Origin of the sequence: Pseudoalteromonas sp. S1608 (assembly GCF_005887265.1) — a bacterium.
Taxonomy (GTDB): domain Bacteria; phylum Pseudomonadota; class Gammaproteobacteria; order Enterobacterales; family Alteromonadaceae; genus Pseudoalteromonas; species Pseudoalteromonas undina.
This window is the reverse complement of the sequence record NZ_PNDK01000042.1, coordinates 24,858-44,058: the sequence shown is the minus strand read 5'-3', so window position 1 is coordinate 44,058 and position 19,201 is coordinate 24,858. Positions and strand designations below refer to the sequence as shown.

The window sequence follows — 19,201 nt, the reverse complement described above, 5'->3', positions numbered from 1 at the left end:
GTTAGTTATTACTTCTTATCATTTGTAGGGGCTTGTTTAGTCCCTACTTTTGGTTCTTCACCCTTAAATAAACGCACAATATTAGTGCGATGCCTAATAATGATCAGTAGCGTAATAAAGGTCACGGGTAAGGTATATAACGGCTTTATCCACCATGTATATAAAGGTGCTAGCGTTACAGCTACTAACGCTGCAAGGGATGAGTAGCGGGTAATCGCGACAATAATCAGCCAAGTACCAATCAATAACCCACCTAAAGAGAGTCCTATCGGCAGTAACGAGCCAAATGCTGTTGCGACCGCTTTACCCCCTTTAAAACTAAAAAATAATGGGTACATGTGCCCTAAACATGCTGCAACCGCAATTAAACCAAGCTCTAGCGGCTCAAGTTTTAAAAAGTAAGCGCCCCAAACAGGGATAGTGCCCTTTAAAATATCAAATATTAAAACTAAGCATGCGGGGAGAGCGCCGCCTAAACGGTAGACATTGGTTGCTCCTGGGTTATTGGAGCCATTTGTGCGTGGATCGGGAAGTTTGAATAGCCGCGACACTAAAATGGCCGATGAAATCGAGCCGAGTAAATAGGCTAATACAAACATTAAAATGACTAACACGCGCTTCCTTATTTTTTAATCATTACTTTTAAGCTATTATTGGCGTCAAAATTTACGGGCTTCTTAAATTACTCGCAATTTTGTAACTATTCTATTGTAGAAGTAATTTTAGTATATTTAAACACTGATTAAAGTATATACAGTATTAATTTGATTGATACAATATGTAATTAACTCAGTGACTTGTTACAGTCATTTGGAGTATCAATGGACAAGGTATTTATATCACAATTGCATGTCGAAACGATTATCGGGGTGTATGATTTTGAAAAGAAAAGTAAACAAAGCCTGTACTTTGATATTGAGATGCTAAGCGACATTAAGCCCGCAGCACAAAACGACGATATTAACTTAGCATTAGATTACGCTAAGGTGAGTGAGCGAGTTATCGAGCACAGCACTGCTAAACCAGTCGAGCTTTTAGAAACGCTGGTGGAGCAATTAGCGCAAATTATCTTAACCGAATTTAATACTCCTCAAGTAACAATAAAAGTTAGCAAGCCTGCTGCAGTTCCACAAGCGCAAACAGTGGGTGTAGAGATAACCCGCAATAAGGCTACGGCTTAAATGGCGCAGATATTTATTAGCCTAGGGTCAAACATTAATAAAGCTGAGCATATTCGGCGTGCTCTAGTGGCGTTAAATCAGCACTTTGAAAACACACATCACTCATCAGTATTTGAAAGTGAAGCTGTGGGTTTTGCCGGTAATAACTTTTATAACTCAGTACTTGCAGCCACCACTAACATGGCGCTTGTTGATGTTTGCGCGTTATTAAAACAAATTGAACGCGACAATGGTCGCCAAGCAAATGATAAAAAGTTTAGCCCACGTACTTTGGATCTCGACTTACTCTTTTATGATGATGTAATTTGCGAGAGCCCAGCACAATTACCGCGTGATGAAATTACTAAAAATGCCTTTGTCTTGCAGCCTTTAGCTGAGGTGGCCCCTGATTTTTATCATCCGGTAGCAAAACAAACGATTGCCCAAATATGGAATGCATATAACAACCCTCAACAAAAACTATGGAAGGTGGAGTTTTCTAACCCATGAGTATTATAGAAATAATTGTTTTAGCCCTAATTCAGGGATTTACTGAGTTTTTACCTATATCGAGTTCGGCACACTTAATTTTACCATCACAAATTTTAGGCTGGGAGGATCAAGGGTTAGCGTTCGATGTTGCTGTTCACGTAGGCACTTTAATTGCGGTTGTTATTTATTTCCGTAAAGAAGTAGCCGATATACTCGGTGCTTGGTTTAAATCGTTTGGCGTGCAGGGCACAACAGATGATAGCAAACTAGGTTGGTGGATCATTTTAGGTACTGTGCCAGCAGCTATTTTAGGCTTGTTATTAAAAGATTTTGTTGAACTGTACTTACGCAGTGCATGGGTGATTGCGACCACAACAATCGTATTTGGTCTATTGCTTTGGTACGCCGATGCCAAAGGTAAGCAAATAAAAACAATCTATCAGCTAAACTGGAAAACGGCCCTCATTATTGGCTTTGCACAGGCCGTTGCAATGATCCCTGGCACTTCACGTTCAGGTATTACAATGACAGCGGGTTTAATGTTAGGTATGAACAAACAAAGTGCAGCGCGCTTTTCGTTTTTATTAGCTATTCCAATCATTTCAATGATGGGTCTTTATTATACTGCAGAGCTTGCCCTTGGCGATCATATCGTAGATTGGACGGCATTATTGTTAGGTGTAGTGCTGTCGTTTTTATCAGCTTATGCTTGTATTTTTATGTTTTTAAAAGTGATTGAGCGAATGGGAATGCTACCATTTGTTATTTATCGTTTATTATTAGGTGTCGGTTTAATATTCTTTTTAATGCTATAAGCTATTAATCTTCAGGAAAGCCTCCCACTTTGGGAGGCTTTTTTATTTGCGCCAAGGGTTAATGGTAACTTAAGCTAAATTTTGGCATTATAGCGCCATTAAGTTTTGCCCTAGAGCAAACTCCGCGCAGGATGAAAGGATAGTAAATGCATATACATATTTTGGGTATTTGTGGCACATTTATGGGTGGTATTGCCGCTATAGCTAAATCATTGGGTCACCACGTTACTGGGTCAGATCAAAACGTTTACCCACCAATGAGTACTCAGTTACAAGAACTGGGTATTGAACTAACACAGGGCTATGACGTATCTCAACTAGAGCCAGCTCCAGATATCGTTGTTATTGGTAATGCTATGAGCCGTGGTAACCCGTGTGTTGAATATGTACTCGATAAGAGCCTGCCTTATACTTCAGGACCTGAGTGGCTAAAACATAACTTACTACAAGATTCGTGGGTGCTGGCTGTGGCAGGAACTCATGGTAAAACAACCACCGCCAGTATGTTGGCGTGGATACTTGAATATGCGGGTTTAAAGCCTGGCTTTTTAATTGGCGGAATTGTACAAAATTTTGGTCTTTCTGCGCGAGTTGGGCAAACGCCATTTTTTGTTATAGAAGCCGATGAGTACGACACGGCCTTTTTTGATAAACGCAGTAAATTTGTTCATTATTTACCTCGAACACTTATTTTAAATAATCTTGAATTTGATCATGCTGATATTTTTGAAGATTTAAACGCAATTAAAAAACAATTTCACCATTTGATACGTACACTACCGCAAAGCGGCAAAGTGCTGTGGCCAAAAAATGATGAAGCACTGAGCGATGTTATTACAAAAGGCTTGTGGAGCGAGAGCGAAACTCTAGGCGATGACTGGAATTATGAATTACTCAAAGCCGATGGTTCTCAATTTAATGTTTTACTAAATAAGCAGTTACAAGGCGTTGTTAGCTGGCAAGCGATTGGTGAGCATAACGTTAAAAATGCCATGATGGCTATTGCAGCAGCACGCCATGTGGGAATTGCAATAGAACACAGTATTGAAGCTTTGAGTGAATTTATAAGCCCAAAAAGGCGAATGGAGCTTAAAGCAGATATTAATCATATTAAAGTGTATGACGATTTTGCCCATCACCCAACGGCAATACAAACAACACTTGCGGGGCTGCGTGCTAAAGTGGGGGATGAAAAAATTATTGCGATTTTAGAGCCGCGCTCTAACACCATGAAAATGGGAGTGCATCAATTTACACTTCTCGATTCACTTCGCGATGCAGATGATGTGCTGTTATTTGAACCAAAAAATTTAAACTGGTCACTTAAAGAGCAAGCTGACAAAGCGGGTATGCAGTGCTTTGATTCTACAACCGCTATTATTGATACAGTGCTTGAGAATGTTGAGCCAAATCAACATGTTTTAATTATGAGTAATGGTGGTTTTAATGGTCTTCATCAGCAACTTGTTGATGGTTTGACCGATAAATACAGCGGAGAATAATGTGCAATTTAAAGATACAATTACCTTAGCATTTAGTGGCGCATCAGGCGCACCATATGGGTTAAGGCTGTTGGAAGTGTTACTTGAACAACAATTTCAAGTGTATGTGCTTATCTCAAGTGCCGCGCGCGTAGTTTTTGATACCGAGTCCAATATAAAGCTATCAGGGAATGAAGATAAAGCTACCGAGCAGTTAAGTGCATTATTTAACGCCAAGCCTGAACAATTAAAGGTATTTGGCAAAGATAACTGGTTCAGTCCGGTGGCTTCGGGCTCAGCAGCACCGAAAAAAATGATAGTATGTCCATGTAGTGCCGGGTCAGTGTCTGCGATTGCAATCGGCGCATCAGATAACTTATTAGAGCGCGCTGCCGATGTGGTGATAAAAGAGCGAGGTCAACTTATTTTAGTCCCTCGAGAAACTCCTTTTAGCGAAATTCACTTAGAAAATATGCTTAAATTGTCGCGTTTAGGGGTCACTATCATGCCCGCTGCACCTGGTTTTTATCATCAACCACAAAGCATAGAAGACTTAGTTGATTTTATGGTGGCGCGAATTTTAGATCATTTAAATATTGAACATAATCTCACAAAGCGCTGGGGTTATGGTGAGGGTAAGAAATGAATAAGCAAAATATTGCTTTAAATATTGAAGGCCTTACCAAGGTTTACAAAAATGGGGTAGAGGCAGTAAAAGGCATTGATTTACAAGTGCATGAAGGTGACTTTTTTGCACTACTTGGTCCAAATGGGGCAGGCAAATCAACCACTATTGGGGTGATATCTTCTTTGGTAAATAAGACCAAAGGTAAAGTTGAAGTATTTGGTCATGATATTGATACCGACCTAGAAGCAGCGAAAGCTAACTTAGGTTTAGTGCCACAAGAGTTTAACTTTAGCCAGTTTGAAACCCTAAGCCAAATACTCGTTAATCAAGCAGGTTACTACGGTGTACCTCGCGGCGAAGCGCACAAACGTGCTGACAAGTACTTAGCACAACTTGGGCTACTTGAGAAAAAAGATAAGCAAGCGCGTACCCTTTCTGGTGGTATGAAGCGTCGCTTGATGATTGCACGCGCCTTAATGCATGAACCAAAGTTACTTATTTTAGACGAACCAACAGCGGGCGTTGATATAGAGCTGCGCCGCTCAATGTGGGAGTTTTTAAGACAAATCAACGAACAAGGTGTGACCATTATTTTAACCACTCACTACCTTGAAGAAGCCGAATTACTGTGTAAAAACATCGCTATTATTGATACCGGTCGCATAGTTGAAAACACCACTATAAAAGCTTTATTGGCTAAATTAGACAAAGAAACCTTTGTATTGGATTTAAAACAGCCTACCAAACCGGTGACGCTTGAAGGGTATAATTTCACTATGACTGATGAGCACACCATTGAAGTTGAAGTGGCTAAATCACAAGGGCTCAATGCTGTATTTAGCGCGTTAACCGAACAAGGAAATACTGTGCTAAGCATGCGTAATAAAGCAAATCGATTAGAAGAATTATTTGTAGGTTTATTAGAGCAAGGGCGGGGCGAATAAATGTTTAAATATGGCGTAGCCTTAAAAAGTATTTGGATTAAAGAGTGTATTCGTTTTTTGCGTATTTGGGTGCAAACCTTAGTACCGCCAGCGATTACTATGAGCTTATATTTTGTTATTTTTGGAAATTTAATAGGCTCGCGTATTGGCGATATGGGCGGCTTTAGTTACATGGAGTTTATTGTTCCTGGCCTTATTATGATGTCAGTTATAACAAACTCTTACTCGAATGTGGCTTCGAGCTTTTACTCAACTAAGTTTCAAAAAAGTATTGAAGAGTTATTGGTTGCACCTGTGCCTAATTACATCATTGTGTTGGGTTATATGGGCGGAGGCATGACCCGTGGTATTATGGTTGGCTTTATTGTAACGTGCGTTTCTTTATTTTTTGTAGATATACAAATACATAATATTTTTGTGATTATAGCCACTGTTATTCTTACCTCGGCGGTGTTTGCCTTGGGCGGGTTAATCAACGCTATTTATGCAAACAGCTTTGATGACATAAGTATTATTCCGACCTTTATTTTAACGCCTCTAACTTATTTAGGCGGGGTGTTTTACTCAATCACTTTACTGCCTGATTTTTGGCAGATGGTATCGCAAATAAACCCGATCATTTATATGGTTAACGCATTCAGATACGGATTTTTAGGTGTTTCTGATGTTGATTTAACAGTTGCGATTGCGGTGTTGTTGGTGTTTATCAGCGTATTATTTACTTTAGCACTGACGCTAATTAAAAAAGGTGTGGGGCTAAGACACTAATGAGCGATGCAAATTCACGTAGTATTGTATCTAATCAAGCGGGACTTCATGAAAAGCTTGATGAAATAGTTAATAAACACTTACAAGCCGAGTTTAAAAAGCCAATTGCAGCGCATACTCAAACCGCATTTGATGAAGTTAATGCTAAGGTGCAAGCCTTTGATGGACCGCTTATTCTAGACTCCTGTTGTGGCGTTGGCGAAAGCACTGCTAATTTAGCGAAACGTCATCCTGATGCGTTAGTCGTGGGCATTGATAAGTCATCTCACCGACTTGATAAGCATGATGTTGAGTATAAACAAACTGAGAGTGGTCAATACATTTTGGTGCAAGCTGACTTAAATGATTTTTGGCGTTTAGCTGTCGCTGCTAATTGGCGGCCTACTCATCACTATTTGCTATATCCAAACCCGTGGCCTAAGTCTAAGCACATTCAACGGCGCTGGCATGGGGCGGCTATCTTCCCCTTTATTGTTAAATTAGGTGGTTTGCTTGAAGTGCGCAGTAACTGGGATATCTATGTTAAAGAGTTCGCCAGAGCGCTCGAGTTAGCTGGCTATCCATGTCAAACCGCGTTGTTTGAATCAGATGAAGCAATTACTCCTTTTGAGCGTAAGTACTGGGCCAGTGGTCAGCAAAGCCACCGACTAGCCATTAATATTAATAACTAATTCATTGCTTTTTTAAAGTCAGTAACATGTGGCGTTGGTTTGCCAAGGAAACTACCTTGCATCAGCGTCACATTTAGTTGGCTGAGTAACTCTGCAACCGTATTACTTTCTACCGCTTCAACAACCAATTCAAGTTCAAGCTGCTGGGCTATATCAGTGATGTAGGATATAAATAGCGACGTATTTGCATCATTTAATAGCTGCTTTGTGATTGCTCCATCGAGTTTTATACCATCAACCTCCACTTTTAAAGTATTAAGAGTATTAATAAACTCATTACCCCAGCAGTGCATCACCACCTTTGCCCCCTTACTTTTTACCATTGCGATAAATGACTTTATTTCATAGTAATGTGAAATAACCTGCGACTCTAAAATTGAAATAGTAATGTTTTCAGGATTAGGGTAGCGATGAAGCTCATACGCAATATGATCATAAATAGTGGGATCTGCAATGTTTTCAGCGCACAGAGTTAACTCCCAACAAATTGCTGATTTACGAAAACGTGAAACACATTGAGTAAACAGGGCATGGGTTAACATGCCATTCATACGCAGTCTATTTAGTGCATTTGCAAAGGTATCAGGGGTTAAAATCTCCCCTTGTGAAGTGACTATTCTCGGTGAACAATCATACCTAATAACTTCATCGGTATGAGTATTTATAACCGGCTGAAAGTAAGGAACAACACGATGAGCATCAAATGCTTCACGAATTTCTTTTGCTATTTCAACATTATATAAATATAGAGATTTAGCGTCGTTAATTGCCTCACAGTAGTTAACTATACTCTGATCGCCCTGCTTAGATTGCAGTAACGCAATATGAGCATTCTTAAGCAGTAATGACTTATTGCCTCTAGCTACACCAGCGTTAAGTGTAATATAAATAAAAGGCTGATTTAAAAACGGTATATTTTTATTATGCGATTGTATGATGCTATATAGCTCATCAAAGGGAGTTTCTTTATCAGTCAAAATAGCGAGTTTATTAGTTGCAATACGATAAATACGTGCGTGCAAACGGGCTTGCTGCTTAAAGTGAGTGAGCAGCTTTTTCATCACTTCATCGGCTGTTTTTGTGCCAAAAAAACGGCTGATATTATCAATTTCGTTCACTAAAATAATCGCAATTTGTAAATGATGTTCATTGCTTTTTTTTAGCCGTTTTTCTAAGGCAATATGATTTTCGAATCCGCTTGCATGGTCGCTCATTAATGAACGACGTACTCCATAGTAATAAAGAGTATAAACTATTAATAAAATAATAATTACGCAGCAAAAATGAAACATAGATTGATATAAGTCTGTTTTTAACGCATTGCTAATTTTATCAACACTAATATCTGCAGCTGTAATATAGGTTCTGCCATTTTTTGCCAGATGAGGAATATATACTGTTTTAGAATGGCCGCGATGCGCTGTTGAGGTTTCAAAAATAGGGGCCGTTGATAAAAATGCAGCCATAGTTATTGGCGTGGCTTCGGGATAAAGATCTAAAAACTGAGTAACTTTACCGTTATTTTGATCATCTTGAGTGTAGCTAGAGGCAGTAAAATAAACATTCTCATCAATCAGTACCATTGAATATAAATAATCTATATTTAAATCATTGGCCAATGCCGAAAGCTGGTCGGCTTTATTTTGATAGCTTGAAAAGCTAATTTCTTGCGCTACTTTATCGTGATAATCACTACCTAAAATGTACTTTACGCTGGTGGCTGCATTTAATAAACGATTATCAATGCTGCGTATCACATCATTATTGATGGCAGTGTAGGTGTAGTAACTGTAAATTATTAAGCTGACTAAAAAAAAGACGGTACCGAGCGCCAACCGAGTTAATTTTAGATTTCCTTTTAGCATGTAACATCCTTATTTTTTGTTAGATTTATTATACTTAAAAATTATAAATGCCCAATATTTTAATTACCCTTTGTACTAAATATAAAAAATAGTGAAATGTTATCTATTTTGTATTGTCTTTTATGGCTTAAAACGAGACATTTTTGTCATATTGCAGTAAAGTTAGCGCAATTTTTTAGAAATGCCGTTGCTTAAAAACACCTTAAATTAGCGTGTTTTACAAACTAACAGGTGTTTTAGTCACACACTAGGTATGAAGATGGATCAAAAGCGTTGTGCCGTCGCCTCTAAAGAAAGCCTCAAACGGATATTTACCGTTCCAGAGGCCCCTGACTCAACTTTGAGCAAAATAGAGCTTGAAATTTCGAGTAATTTAGCAGGTTTCTTAAACGAAAATATCGCGGCAATTGAAAAACCATTACATGAAATAGAAAAAGATTTTCAATCTGCGGCTATCCCTGAAGAGCCAACGTTTGTGTCTTGCTATGCCCAAGATATTATGGAACAGCTGGTTGCTCATTCTGTACATACCGCAGCGCCAAGCTTTATTGGTCACATGACATCTGCTCTGCCACATTTTTTACTGCCGTTATCGAAATTAATGGTTGGGCTAAATCAAAACCTTGTAAAAATAGAAACCTCAAAAGCGTTTACCCCATTAGAGCGTCAAGTTTTAGGAATGATGCATCATTTAGCTTATGGACAAAATGATGGCTTTTATTCTAAATGGATGCACAGTGCAAAAACCTCTTTAGGAGCATTTTGCTCTGGTGGCACAGTAGCTAACATTACAGCACTTTGGATTGCCCGCAACCGCTTATTGAAAGCGGATGGCAACTTTAAAGGCATTGCTGCACAAGGTTTAGTGGCGGGAATGCTTCATTATGGTTACAAAGGACTGGCGGTTTTAATCTCTGAGCGAGGTCATTACTCATTAGGCAAATCGGTTGATTTATTAGGTATTGGCCGTGAGAATTTAATTGGTATTAAAACATCGGCTGATAATAAAGTTGATGTAGATGCTATGCGAGAAAAAGCGCTAGAGCTTGAAGCGCAAGGCATTAAAGTGATGGCAATTATTGGTGTAGCCGGAACGACTGAAACTGGTAATATCGATCCACTTGAAGACATGGCTAATTTAGCACAAGAGATTAATTGCCACTTTCATGTTGATGCGGCGTGGGGCGGAGCTACTTTACTCTCTAATACCCATAGGCACCTTTTAAAAGGTATTGAGCATGCAGATTCAATCACCATTGATGCGCATAAACAAATGTATGTACCGATGGGAGCAGGTTTGGTGCTGTTTAAAGACCCTGCTGCAACTGATGCCATCGAACACCATGCTGAGTATATTTTACGTAAAGGCTCTAAAGATTTAGGCAGCCATACCCTTGAGGGGAGCCGCCCTGGTATGGCGATGTTAGTGCATGCTTGCTTACGTGTTATTGGTCGTAAAGGCTACGAAATGCTTATCGATCGTAGTATTAAAAAAGCCCGTTACTTTGCTGATTTGATAAAAGCAGATGAAGACTTTGAATTAATATCAGAACCTGAGCTATGTTTGCTAACTTATCGTTATGTCCCTAAGCAAATTAAAAATGCGATAGCACAGGCCAACGCACAAACCCGTTTAGATATCTTTGCCGCGCTTAATCGTTTTACTGCAAGCATGCAAAAACGTCAACGTGAATCAGGTCGCTCGTTTGTATCGCGTACACGTTTAACGCCAGTTCAATATGATAACCAACCAACCGTAGTATTTAGAGTGGTGCTTGCGAATCCACTTACATCAGGTGCAATATTAAAAGAGATATTAGAAGAGCAGAAAGAACTAGCTCAAACCGACCCTGTATTTAAAAAGTATTTACGAAAATATATGTAACTAACCTGAACTCTGGTTAAGAGATTTACTAACATATTGAATCAAAGATGATATTTATGTTTATTTTCTCTAGCCAGAGATTTTCAGTGAAAACAAGGCGAACTTACGCGTCAATAGCTAGCCTATTGCAAGTAAATTCAACGCAGTTAGCGCTAAAAATAGCTGCTTGAGATAGATATATTACTCAGAGTTCAGGTTAAATATAAATGCTATAAAAAAGACGCTTAATAGCGTCTTTTTTGTTACTGATTAAAAGCAACTCGCCTTTATGAGGTTGCTGATAATTTGTTGCGAAGGCTTTATTTTTTCCATCGCTAAATATTCATCGGGCTGATGCGCTTGGTTAATTGAACCCGGTCCCATGACGATGGTTTCACAACCCAGTTGTTGTATAAATGGTGCCTCAGTACAGTAATTAACAGCCACCGCTTTTTGCCCTGCTATATTTTCGGCTAGTTTAACTAACGCGCTGTCTGTGCTTCCTGTAAATGCTGGAATTGGCTCATGTAAATCAATCACACTGACCGAATTAGGGTATTGCTGATTTATATCGTAGGTTGCATCAAGCAGCAATGCTTGCAGCTCTTGTACACTTAAGCCAGGGAGAGGGCGCATATCAATGTGCATTTCACAGCAACCGCAAATCCGATTTGCATTATCGCCCCCATGAATATTACCTAAATTGAGCGTTGGGTGAGGAATTTCAAAGTAATTTATTGAATATTTATTCTTAAGTTGTTCTTTTAAGATTAGCAATTTTGTAATCACTTTATGCATCACTTCGATGGCGTTAAGACCCCGTTCGGGATCTGAGCTATGTCCTGAACGGCCGACAACTCTTATTGCTGTACTCATATGACCTTTATGAGTAAATACTGGCGTCATATCAGTAGGTTCACCAATAATACAGCGACTTGGCTTTAAATTCGGGTGCTTACAGATTTGTTGTGCGCCAGCCATAGTGGTTTCTTCGTCTGCGGTGGCTAATATTAAAATTGGTTGTGTTTGTTGCTTTTCATCAAGCTCACTAATAGCCTGCAGTACAAAAGCAAAAAAACCTTTCATATCAATGCTACCTAAGCCAAATAGTTTGTTATCTCGCTCAGTTAATTTAAATGGGTTGTGATTCCAACGACTATCATCAAATGGCACTGTATCAGTGTGGCCTGCTAGCATTAAACCGCCGTCGCCTTGACCGCGTTTTGCTAATAAGTTGTAGCGACCTTTGTTGCCTTCTAACTCTATTATTTCACAGTTAAAACCTAAGCTTTCACACCATTGCGCTAGCAATTCAATGACACTTTTATTACTCATGCATAAATGATCTTCAATGGCACTGATAGAGGGGGCAGCAATCAATTGCTGGTACATCGAAATAAATGACGGCAGAGACATAAAAAATTCCAAAATAAGTATTCATTTTAATTGCATAACAATATAAAAGTATTTACTATGAATATCAATTCACTTTTTGAGCATAAATATATTAAAGTTACGCCATGAAAATAATACGACGATAGTTATCACTCATAAATTTAATCTGTTTGGCTGGGTTATACCCTAGTGTAAACAAACAACATGGAATGTGGTCACTAATTTTAGATAAAGAGTAAATAATGAACGTAGTAATTATAGGTGCCAGCGGTTACAGCGGCGCAGAACTGGCTAGCTTAGTAGCAAAACATCCAACTCTTTCGCTAACTGGTTGTTATGTATCAGCGCAAAGTTTAGATAAACATAAATTGCTTAGTGAATTGTATCCTGAGCATTTAGGATTACTTGATTTACCTCTGCAGCCACTAAATGAACATGCACTTGCTGATATCACTCATTCAGCAGATTACGTTTGTCTGTGCACCGATCATAAAGTAAGTGTGGATTTAGCGCCTCAGTTTTTAGCGATGGGCAAAAAGGTATTTGACCTTTCCGGTGGCTATCGTCTTGCAAGTAATGATGATTACGTTACTTATTATGGTTTTGAACACCAACATCCAGAACTACTTAATCAAGCGGCTTATGGTCTTGCTGAATGGAATAGTAAAGCCATTACTGATGCTCAGTTAATTGCTGTTGCTGGCTGCTATCCAACGGCTGCATTAAATGCATTAAAGCCTCTTCAACAAGCGTGCTTGTTGAGTGATGAAAAAATTATTATTAATGCGGTTTCTGGCGTAACTGGCGCAGGGCGAAAAGCCAGCATCGGTACGCATTTTTGTGAGGTATCACTTGCACCCTATGGTTTGTTTAATCACCGTCACGGGCCTGAAATACAACAGCACCTAGGTCATGAGGTGTTATTTACTCCTCATTTAGGTAATTTCCCGCGCGGTATTTTAGAAACTATTTATGTGCAATTAAAGCCGGGTGTGACCAGTGAGCAAGTAGCTAAAGCTTATCAAGTATTGGCTGATGAGCCATTAATTCGTTTGCTTGGCAGCAAAATCCCTTCGATTAAAGGGGTGGCCAAACAACCTTATGTAGATATTGCGTGGCAGCAGCAAGGCTCACAGTTAATAGTAATGGCAGCAATTGACAACTTATTAAAAGGGGCAGCTGGTCAGGCTTTGCAATGTATTAATTTATCAATGGGGCTTCCTCACACTACAGGTCTAATAGGAGCGTTTAGATGAGCAGTAAAACGTGGGTTATTAAACTCGGTGGTGCAGTACTCAATACTGAAAATGCCGCTAAAGCATTATTTGAAATACTCAACGAGCAAGATGATGCTCAGTTTGTGATTGTGCATGGTGGTGGCTCATTAGTTGATAGCTGGTTAAAAGAGGCTGGTTTTGCCAGTGCTAAACACCAAGGTTTACGTATTAGCCCTAAAGAACAGATGCCTTATATTGTTGGAGCCCTTGCGGGTGCGGCAAACAAACAACTCATGGCGCAAGCAATTAGTGTTGGTCATAAGCCGGTGGGGTTAAGTTTATATGAAGCAGGGATCACCGCCTCGCAAAAATTAAAAGCATTGGGTCAAGTAGGTCAATGTCACAACAATGCTGATTCTATTATTAATGATTTACTCAGTGCTGGCCGGTTACCAATCATCAGTTCTATCGGCTTTGATGAGCAGGGCTTGTTATACAACGTTAATGCCGATGAAGCAGCCGCCGCAATGGCAAATAATTTAAATGCAGAACTTATTTTTATGACGGACGTAGAGGCGGTACTTGATGCCAATAAGCAGCCTTTACATCAACTTGACACAAAACACATTGATACTTTAATTGCAGAGGGAGTAATTTTGGGCGGGATGGAGGTCAAAGTTAAGACCAGTCTTCACGCTGCCCAACATTTACGACGCGGTGTGTACATTTCCAGCTGGCAAAAGCCAGAAAACTTAACTGCTTTGCTGCAAGGCGAGCATGTCGGAACTAAAGTAACACCATAGGTTGAACATGTTTAAAGATTTTTTAACGGGTCTAGAATTAGACCAACAAGGCGCACTAAATTTATTAAAGTTAGCGCAAGATATTAAAGAAAGCCCAAGTAAATATAGCCAAGTGCTAGCTGGTAAGTCAGTGGTTACTTTGTTTGAAAAGCAAAGTTTACGTACTCGCCTTTCATTTGATATTGGTATAAACCGTTTAGGGGGCCATGCGGTTTACCTTGACCAACAAAATGGTGCAATGGGCGCCCGCGAATCAATAAAAGATTTTGCCTTAAATATTTCGACTTGGGCAGACGGGATTGTTGCGCGGGTTAATCAGCACAGTACGTTAATGACACTCGGTGAGTATTCATCCGTTCCTGTGATTAACAGTTTGTGTGATTTATATCACCCATGCCAAGCATTAGCTGATTTTTTAACGCTACAAGAAGTACATGGTGATGTTAGCCAGTTAAAGCTTGCCTACCTAGGTGAGGGCAATAATGTAACGCACTCATTAATGCTATTAGCCGCTACTTTAGGAACAGACTTTGTCGCTGTAACACCAAAAGGCAGCTCACCTGATTCGCAAGTACTTAAAAAAGCAGAGCAAATAGCAGCGATGAATGGCGCTTCTGTAATGGTAAGTGACAGGGTTGAGGCTGCAGTAGGCGCTAATGTTGTTTACGCCGATACCTGGGTATCAATGGGGGATACAACTCCTCTTGAGCAAGTAAAAGAAAAATACATGCCTTATCAATTAAACCAGGCATTGTTAGAAAAAACCGGTGCAACTACGGTATTACATTGCCAACCGGCACACCGTGAGTTTGAAATTACTTCTGAGGTAATGGATGGCCCTGCATCAAAAATTATACAGCAAGCAGAAAACCGCATGCATGCGCAAAATGCGCTATTAGTTACATTGTTAAATCCAAATTTTGTTAAGGAACACCTATGAGTTCAATTAAAAAAGTCGTTTTAGCCTATTCTGGTGGTCTTGATACATCGGCTATCGTGCCATGGTTAAAAGAGAACTACGGCTGTGAAGTTATTGCCTTTGTTGCCGATGTTGGCCAAGGAGCTGAAGAACTTGAAGGCGTAGAAGCTAAAGCTATAGCGTCTGGTGCATCTGAGTGTTACGTGGTTGATTTAAAAGATGAGATGGTAAGCGATTATATTTACCCAACGCTTAAAACGGGTTCTATATATGAAGGGACTTATTTACTTGGTACTTCTATGGCGCGTCCAATCATTGCTAAAGCGCAAGTTGAAATTGCACGTAAAGTAGGTGCCGATGCACTTTCTCATGGCTGTACGGGTAAAGGTAACGACCAAGTACGTTTTGAGTCATGTTTTGCCGCACTCGCACCTGATTTAAAAGTGATTGCGCCATGGCGTGAGTGGGATTTATCAAGCCGTGAATCATTGCTTGATTACCTAGCTGAACGTGACATTCCATGTTCTGCGTCAGCAACTAAAATTTACAGTCGTGATGCTAACGCATGGCATATTTCTCACGAAGGCGGTGAACTTGAAGACCCTTGGTGTGAACCAAGTGAGCAGGTATGGACCTGGACTAACTCACCAGAGCAAGCACCTGATAAAGCTGAACACGTCACTTTATCGGTTGTTGAAGGTGAAGTAGTTGCTGTAAATGGCGAAGAGCTTAAACCTTATGATTGTTTAGTTAAATTAAACGATATTGCATCACCTCATGGTGTGGGCCGTGTCGATATTGTAGAAAACCGTTTAGTTGGCATGAAATCGCGTGGTTGTTATGAAACGCCAGGCGGTACTGTGATCATGGCAGCGCTGCAAGCTATTGATGAGTTAGTACTTGATAAAGCGAGCCGTAAATGGAAAGAAGTACTCGGTGGTGAATTTTCACACTTAGTCTATGACGGTCGTTGGTTTACGCCGCTAAAAGATTCTATTTTAGCCGGTGCAGAAGCGCTGTCTACACTAGCAACGGGCGAAGTGGTACTTAAGCTTTATAAAGGCCAAGTGACAGCGGTTCAGAAAAAATCACCTAACAGTTTATATAGCGAAGATTTTGCTACCTTTGGTGAAGACGATGTTTATGACCAATCGCACGCAGAAGGCTTTATTCGTTTATTCTCGCTATCAAGCAGAATTTCAGCATTAGCTAAAAAGTAATTTTTTATGCCCCTTGGAATTAAGGGGCTATTATCGGGTTTGGAGAAATTTCATGGCATTATGGGGCGGACGTTTTTCTACGGGTCCAGATGAAGCGTTTAAACAGTTTAACGATTCACTTCCCTTCGATTATCAATTAGCAGAGCAAGATATAATTGGCTCTGTTGCATGGGCTGGTGCACTTGAACAAGTAAGTGTGTTATCTAGTGATGAGCACAAAAAGCTGGTATCGGCACTTTATGAGTTACTTGAAGAGGTAAAAGCAGACCCAATGGCTGTAGCTACCTCAGGTGCAGAGGATATTCACTCGCATGTTGAAGCTGCACTAATTGAAAAAGTAGGTGATTTAGCTAAAAAGTTACACACAGGCCGAAGCCGTAACGACCAAGTTGCTACCGACTTTAGACTCTGGTGCCGCGATATCGCCGATCATATTTTAAAAGCGATTGCGCAACTTAAAGCAGAGTTTATTGGCTTAGCTGAACGTGAACTTGGCACAATATTACCAGGTTATACCCACTTACAGCGTGCACAACCGGTGTTATTTAGCCATTGGTGTATGGCTTATGTAGAAATGCTTGAGCGTGATGAAAGTCGATTACAAGATGCCCAAGCACGAATGAATTATTGCCCACTCGGCAGTGGCGCTCTTGCAGGCACTGCATACCCGATTGACCGCCATGCACTTGCACAAGGGCTAGGATTTACTGGCGCGACTAAGAATAGTTTAGATGGCGTATCTGATCGTGACTTTGTGGTTGAGCTATTAAGCTGCGCGTCTATTTCTATGATCCACTTATCGCGGATGTCTGAAGACCTAATTTTTTATATCTCAGGCGAAGCTGGCTTTATTGAACTGGCCGATAATGTGACCTCGGGTTCATCTTTAATGCCACAGAAAAAAAACCCAGATGCATTAGAGCTAATTCGTGGTAAAACTGGCCGGGTGTTTGGTGCGTTTAGTGCAATGATGATGACTCTAAAAGCACTACCGCTTGCCTACAATAAAGACATGCAAGAAGACAAAGAAGGCATTTTTGATGCCATGCCAACATGGCTTGCGTGTATTCATATGGCACAAGCGTGTATTAAAGGTATAAAAGTTAAAGCAGATAAAACCCTTGCAGCGGCAAAAGGTGGCCACGCGAATGCAACCGAACTTGCTGATTATTTAGTGGCTAAAGGTGTACCGTTCAGAGAAGGGCATCATATTGTAGGGGTATTGGTGCAACTAGCCATTAGTGAAGATAAAACGTTAGAGGAGCTTTCACTAGAGCAGTATAAATCAGTAAACCCGGTGTTTGAAGATGACGTGTATCCGGTACTTGAAATTGACGCCTGTATCAAAGCACGCCAAGCGCTTGGCGGTACATCATTAGAGCAAGTAAGCAAAGCGGTGAAAGACGCGAAAAAAAAACAGCAAATAACGGTTCGTGATGCCAATTTAGATGACGTAGAAGCAATTGCTAAACTCGTACAGCACTGGGCAACAGTCGGCGAAAATTTACCGCGAGCTAAAAGTGATATGGTGCACTCAATTAATGAGTTTGCCGTAACCGAGATAGACGGTCAGGTATCGGGTTGTGCTTCACTTTATATTTACGACACAGGATTAGCTGAAATACGTTCATTAGGCATTGATCCTAAAAGCGCAGTAACGGGGCAGGGACGAGAACTGGTTGAACACTTATTAGTGAAAGCCAAAAAGTTGGCACTTAATCGTGTCATTGTTCTGACTCGTGTACCTGACTTTTTCGAAAATCAGCGGTTTAGTTTCTGTAATAAAGAGAGCCTACCTGAAAAAGTAATGAAAGATTGCGAGCTATGTTTACGCAAAGAAAACTGTGATGAAGTCGCAATGGAATATATGTTAAAGCCAAGTAATAGCATGGAGATCCCCTGTAAAAACGTGGCTTGAGCAATCCCTAGGATAAAAACGCACGGTGACCCCGATGCGTTTTTTTTTGAGTAAAATAAAATGATTTTTAAATTAATATACTATTAATTTAAAGTTGGCATATCGTTTGCTTTTATTATTCTGTAGCGTGTTGTTGAGTCAATTAAACAACGTAGGCAATGCGTTACTGCAGTTATTTAGTAACTGCTTCAGGTGGTGTGATTTAAATTTGCGCCAATAATAAATTTAATACTCAAAAGGATTAATCACATGCAAATTTCAGCGAACAGCCAAGTACAAATGCAAGCATACAATAAAACGCAACAATTAAAGCCTGCAATGGAACAAACTGCTAGCCCTAAAACCCTACAATCTGATACAGTAAGTATCTCTCAAGAGGCAATGAATGCTGCAGGTGCAGATCTTCAGCGAGGCGGTGCTATTGTTGTTCCTGTCAAACCAAAGTGATAATTAAGGTCTTTGATGTTTTTAACTGAGTTTTTTGGGTTGTTCTCCCTATCCGCTTTTTTGATGTGGGGTTTCTTAATGGCTTTTTTCTTTAATGTGTTTGTATACACTTTAGAAGTAAAAAGAGGTACAACCCTATTGCTCAGTTCATTTGTGATGATGGTATCTTATACCTTATCTGATTACTTCTTTACTTGGTTGTCTATTCAAAACACACTGTATCTTGATTGGGCTTTATATGACTTTGCAACGATTGCAGGCCTGATCTTAGTTTATATTTTTATCAGAAAAACAACACCTTCTTTTTTATATTTAGTTCTGGGGCTATCGATAAATTCTATTTTCTTTTTATGTATGTATTTAGATATGTATGTATATAAGAATCAAGAACCTTGGTTTTTTTGGGATGTTTACACATTTACAGTTAATCTTATTGATTTAATTATGATCATTGTTCTAATTGTAGATAGAGACTTCCTTGGTCTTCATAAATTAAAAAACAAATTCTTCAAAGGCTCAAATATTCAACCTGAAAACAATTTTTCATAAACATGTATATAAGCTATACCCTTGGTGAATATGTAAGCGCATTCA

General features: G+C 39.7%; 19 protein-coding genes. 16 read left to right on the top strand and 3 right to left on the bottom strand.

The window, feature by feature from the left end; translation table 11 throughout:
* Positions 1 to 8 precede the first annotated feature (8 nt).
* A complete protein-coding gene (plsY, locus tag CWB75_RS15690; protein WP_010391012.1) occupies positions 9 to 614 on the bottom strand; it encodes a glycerol-3-phosphate 1-O-acyltransferase PlsY in 606 nt (201 codons plus the stop codon).
* Positions 615 to 821: 207 nt separating this feature from the next.
* Here plsY and folB point away from each other — a divergent pair, with 207 nt between their 5' ends.
* The 8 genes from folB to trmB all read left to right on the top strand — a co-directional run bounded on the left by folB (position 822) and on the right by trmB (position 6,959).
* Positions 822 to 1,181 (top strand): dihydroneopterin aldolase, encoded by a 360-nt coding sequence (gene folB, locus CWB75_RS15685; protein ID WP_055013174.1) that lies wholly within the window; start codon positions 822 to 824, stop codon positions 1,179 to 1,181.
* Positions 1,182 to 1,670 carry a 2-amino-4-hydroxy-6-hydroxymethyldihydropteridine diphosphokinase gene (gene folK, locus CWB75_RS15680; protein WP_075170695.1) on the top strand — a complete coding sequence of 163 codons (489 nt, stop codon included), beginning with the start codon at positions 1,182 to 1,184 and terminating at the stop codon, positions 1,668 to 1,670.
* Complete coding sequence (locus CWB75_RS15675; RefSeq protein WP_010391016.1) at positions 1,667 to 2,467, top strand: undecaprenyl-diphosphate phosphatase; 801 nt, start codon at positions 1,667 to 1,669, stop codon at positions 2,465 to 2,467. Before folK ends, CWB75_RS15675 begins: the two co-directional genes overlap by 4 nt.
* A gap of 146 nt (positions 2,468 to 2,613) precedes the next feature.
* Positions 2,614 to 3,969 carry a UDP-N-acetylmuramate:L-alanyl-gamma-D-glutamyl-meso-diaminopimelate ligase gene (gene mpl, locus CWB75_RS15670; RefSeq protein ID WP_138571147.1) on the top strand — a complete coding sequence of 452 codons (1,356 nt, stop codon included), beginning with the start codon at positions 2,614 to 2,616 and terminating at the stop codon, positions 3,967 to 3,969.
* Position 3,970: 1 nt separating this feature from the next.
* Positions 3,971 to 4,594, top strand: a complete 624-nt coding sequence (locus CWB75_RS15665) for a flavin prenyltransferase UbiX (protein WP_010391020.1) — start codon at positions 3,971 to 3,973, stop codon at positions 4,592 to 4,594.
* Entirely contained in the window at positions 4,591 to 5,520 is a 930-nt protein-coding gene (locus tag CWB75_RS15660) for an ABC transporter ATP-binding protein (RefSeq protein ID WP_138571146.1), read from the top strand. The genes CWB75_RS15665 and CWB75_RS15660 overlap by 4 nt, the downstream gene beginning before the upstream one ends.
* Positions 5,521 to 6,288, top strand: coding sequence for an ABC transporter permease (locus CWB75_RS15655; RefSeq protein ID WP_010391022.1), 768 nt, complete (start codon positions 5,521 to 5,523; stop codon positions 6,286 to 6,288).
* Positions 6,288 to 6,959: a tRNA (guanine(46)-N(7))-methyltransferase TrmB gene (gene trmB / locus CWB75_RS15650; RefSeq protein WP_033104026.1), complete on the top strand. Its 672-nt coding sequence runs from the start codon at positions 6,288 to 6,290 to the stop codon at positions 6,957 to 6,959. Before CWB75_RS15655 ends, trmB begins: the two co-directional genes overlap by 1 nt.
* Here the strand turns inward: trmB and CWB75_RS15645 are convergent.
* On the bottom strand, positions 6,956 to 8,824 hold the full coding sequence (locus CWB75_RS15645; RefSeq protein WP_055013180.1) for a GGDEF domain-containing protein: 1,869 nt from the start codon (positions 8,822 to 8,824) through the stop codon (positions 6,956 to 6,958). The two genes, trmB and CWB75_RS15645, sit on opposite strands and share 4 nt — an antisense overlap.
* Positions 8,825 to 9,083: 259 nt before the next feature.
* Here CWB75_RS15645 and panP point away from each other — a divergent pair, with 259 nt between their 5' ends.
* Complete coding sequence (panP, locus tag CWB75_RS15640; protein WP_138571145.1) at positions 9,084 to 10,709, top strand: pyridoxal-dependent aspartate 1-decarboxylase PanP; 1,626 nt, start codon at positions 9,084 to 9,086, stop codon at positions 10,707 to 10,709.
* Between the two features lie 249 nt (positions 10,710 to 10,958).
* On the opposite strand, the gene argE is transcribed toward panP, so the two are convergent.
* Positions 10,959 to 12,104, bottom strand: coding sequence for an acetylornithine deacetylase (gene argE, locus CWB75_RS15635; protein WP_010391028.1), 1,146 nt, complete (start codon positions 12,102 to 12,104; stop codon positions 10,959 to 10,961).
* 221 nt (positions 12,105 to 12,325) lie between these two features.
* On the opposite strand from argE, the gene argC reads away from it, so the two are divergent.
* The 7 genes from argC (at position 12,326) to CWB75_RS15600 (ending at position 19,156) form a co-directional block, all read left to right on the top strand.
* On the top strand, positions 12,326 to 13,339 hold the full coding sequence (argC, locus tag CWB75_RS15630; protein ID WP_075170688.1) for an N-acetyl-gamma-glutamyl-phosphate reductase: 1,014 nt from the start codon (positions 12,326 to 12,328) through the stop codon (positions 13,337 to 13,339).
* Positions 13,336 to 14,103, top strand: coding sequence for an acetylglutamate kinase (argB, locus tag CWB75_RS15625; protein WP_010391030.1), 768 nt, complete (start codon positions 13,336 to 13,338; stop codon positions 14,101 to 14,103). Before argC ends, argB begins: the two co-directional genes overlap by 4 nt.
* Positions 14,104 to 14,110: 7 nt before the next feature.
* Positions 14,111 to 15,043: an ornithine carbamoyltransferase gene (locus CWB75_RS15620; protein WP_138571144.1), complete on the top strand. Its 933-nt coding sequence runs from the start codon at positions 14,111 to 14,113 to the stop codon at positions 15,041 to 15,043.
* On the top strand, positions 15,040 to 16,242 hold the full coding sequence (locus tag CWB75_RS15615; protein ID WP_076920188.1) for an argininosuccinate synthase: 1,203 nt from the start codon (positions 15,040 to 15,042) through the stop codon (positions 16,240 to 16,242). The genes CWB75_RS15620 and CWB75_RS15615 overlap by 4 nt, the downstream gene beginning before the upstream one ends.
* A gap of 52 nt (positions 16,243 to 16,294) precedes the next feature.
* Positions 16,295 to 18,160 (top strand): argininosuccinate lyase, encoded by a 1,866-nt coding sequence (gene argH / locus CWB75_RS15610; RefSeq protein WP_138571143.1) that lies wholly within the window; start codon positions 16,295 to 16,297, stop codon positions 18,158 to 18,160.
* Between the two features lie 249 nt (positions 18,161 to 18,409).
* A complete protein-coding gene (locus CWB75_RS15605; protein WP_055013186.1) occupies positions 18,410 to 18,607 on the top strand; it encodes a hypothetical protein in 198 nt (65 codons plus the stop codon).
* Positions 18,608 to 18,622: 15 nt separating this feature from the next.
* Entirely contained in the window at positions 18,623 to 19,156 is a 534-nt protein-coding gene (locus CWB75_RS15600) for a hypothetical protein (protein ID WP_055013187.1), read from the top strand.
* Positions 19,157 to 19,201: the final 45 nt, after the last annotated feature.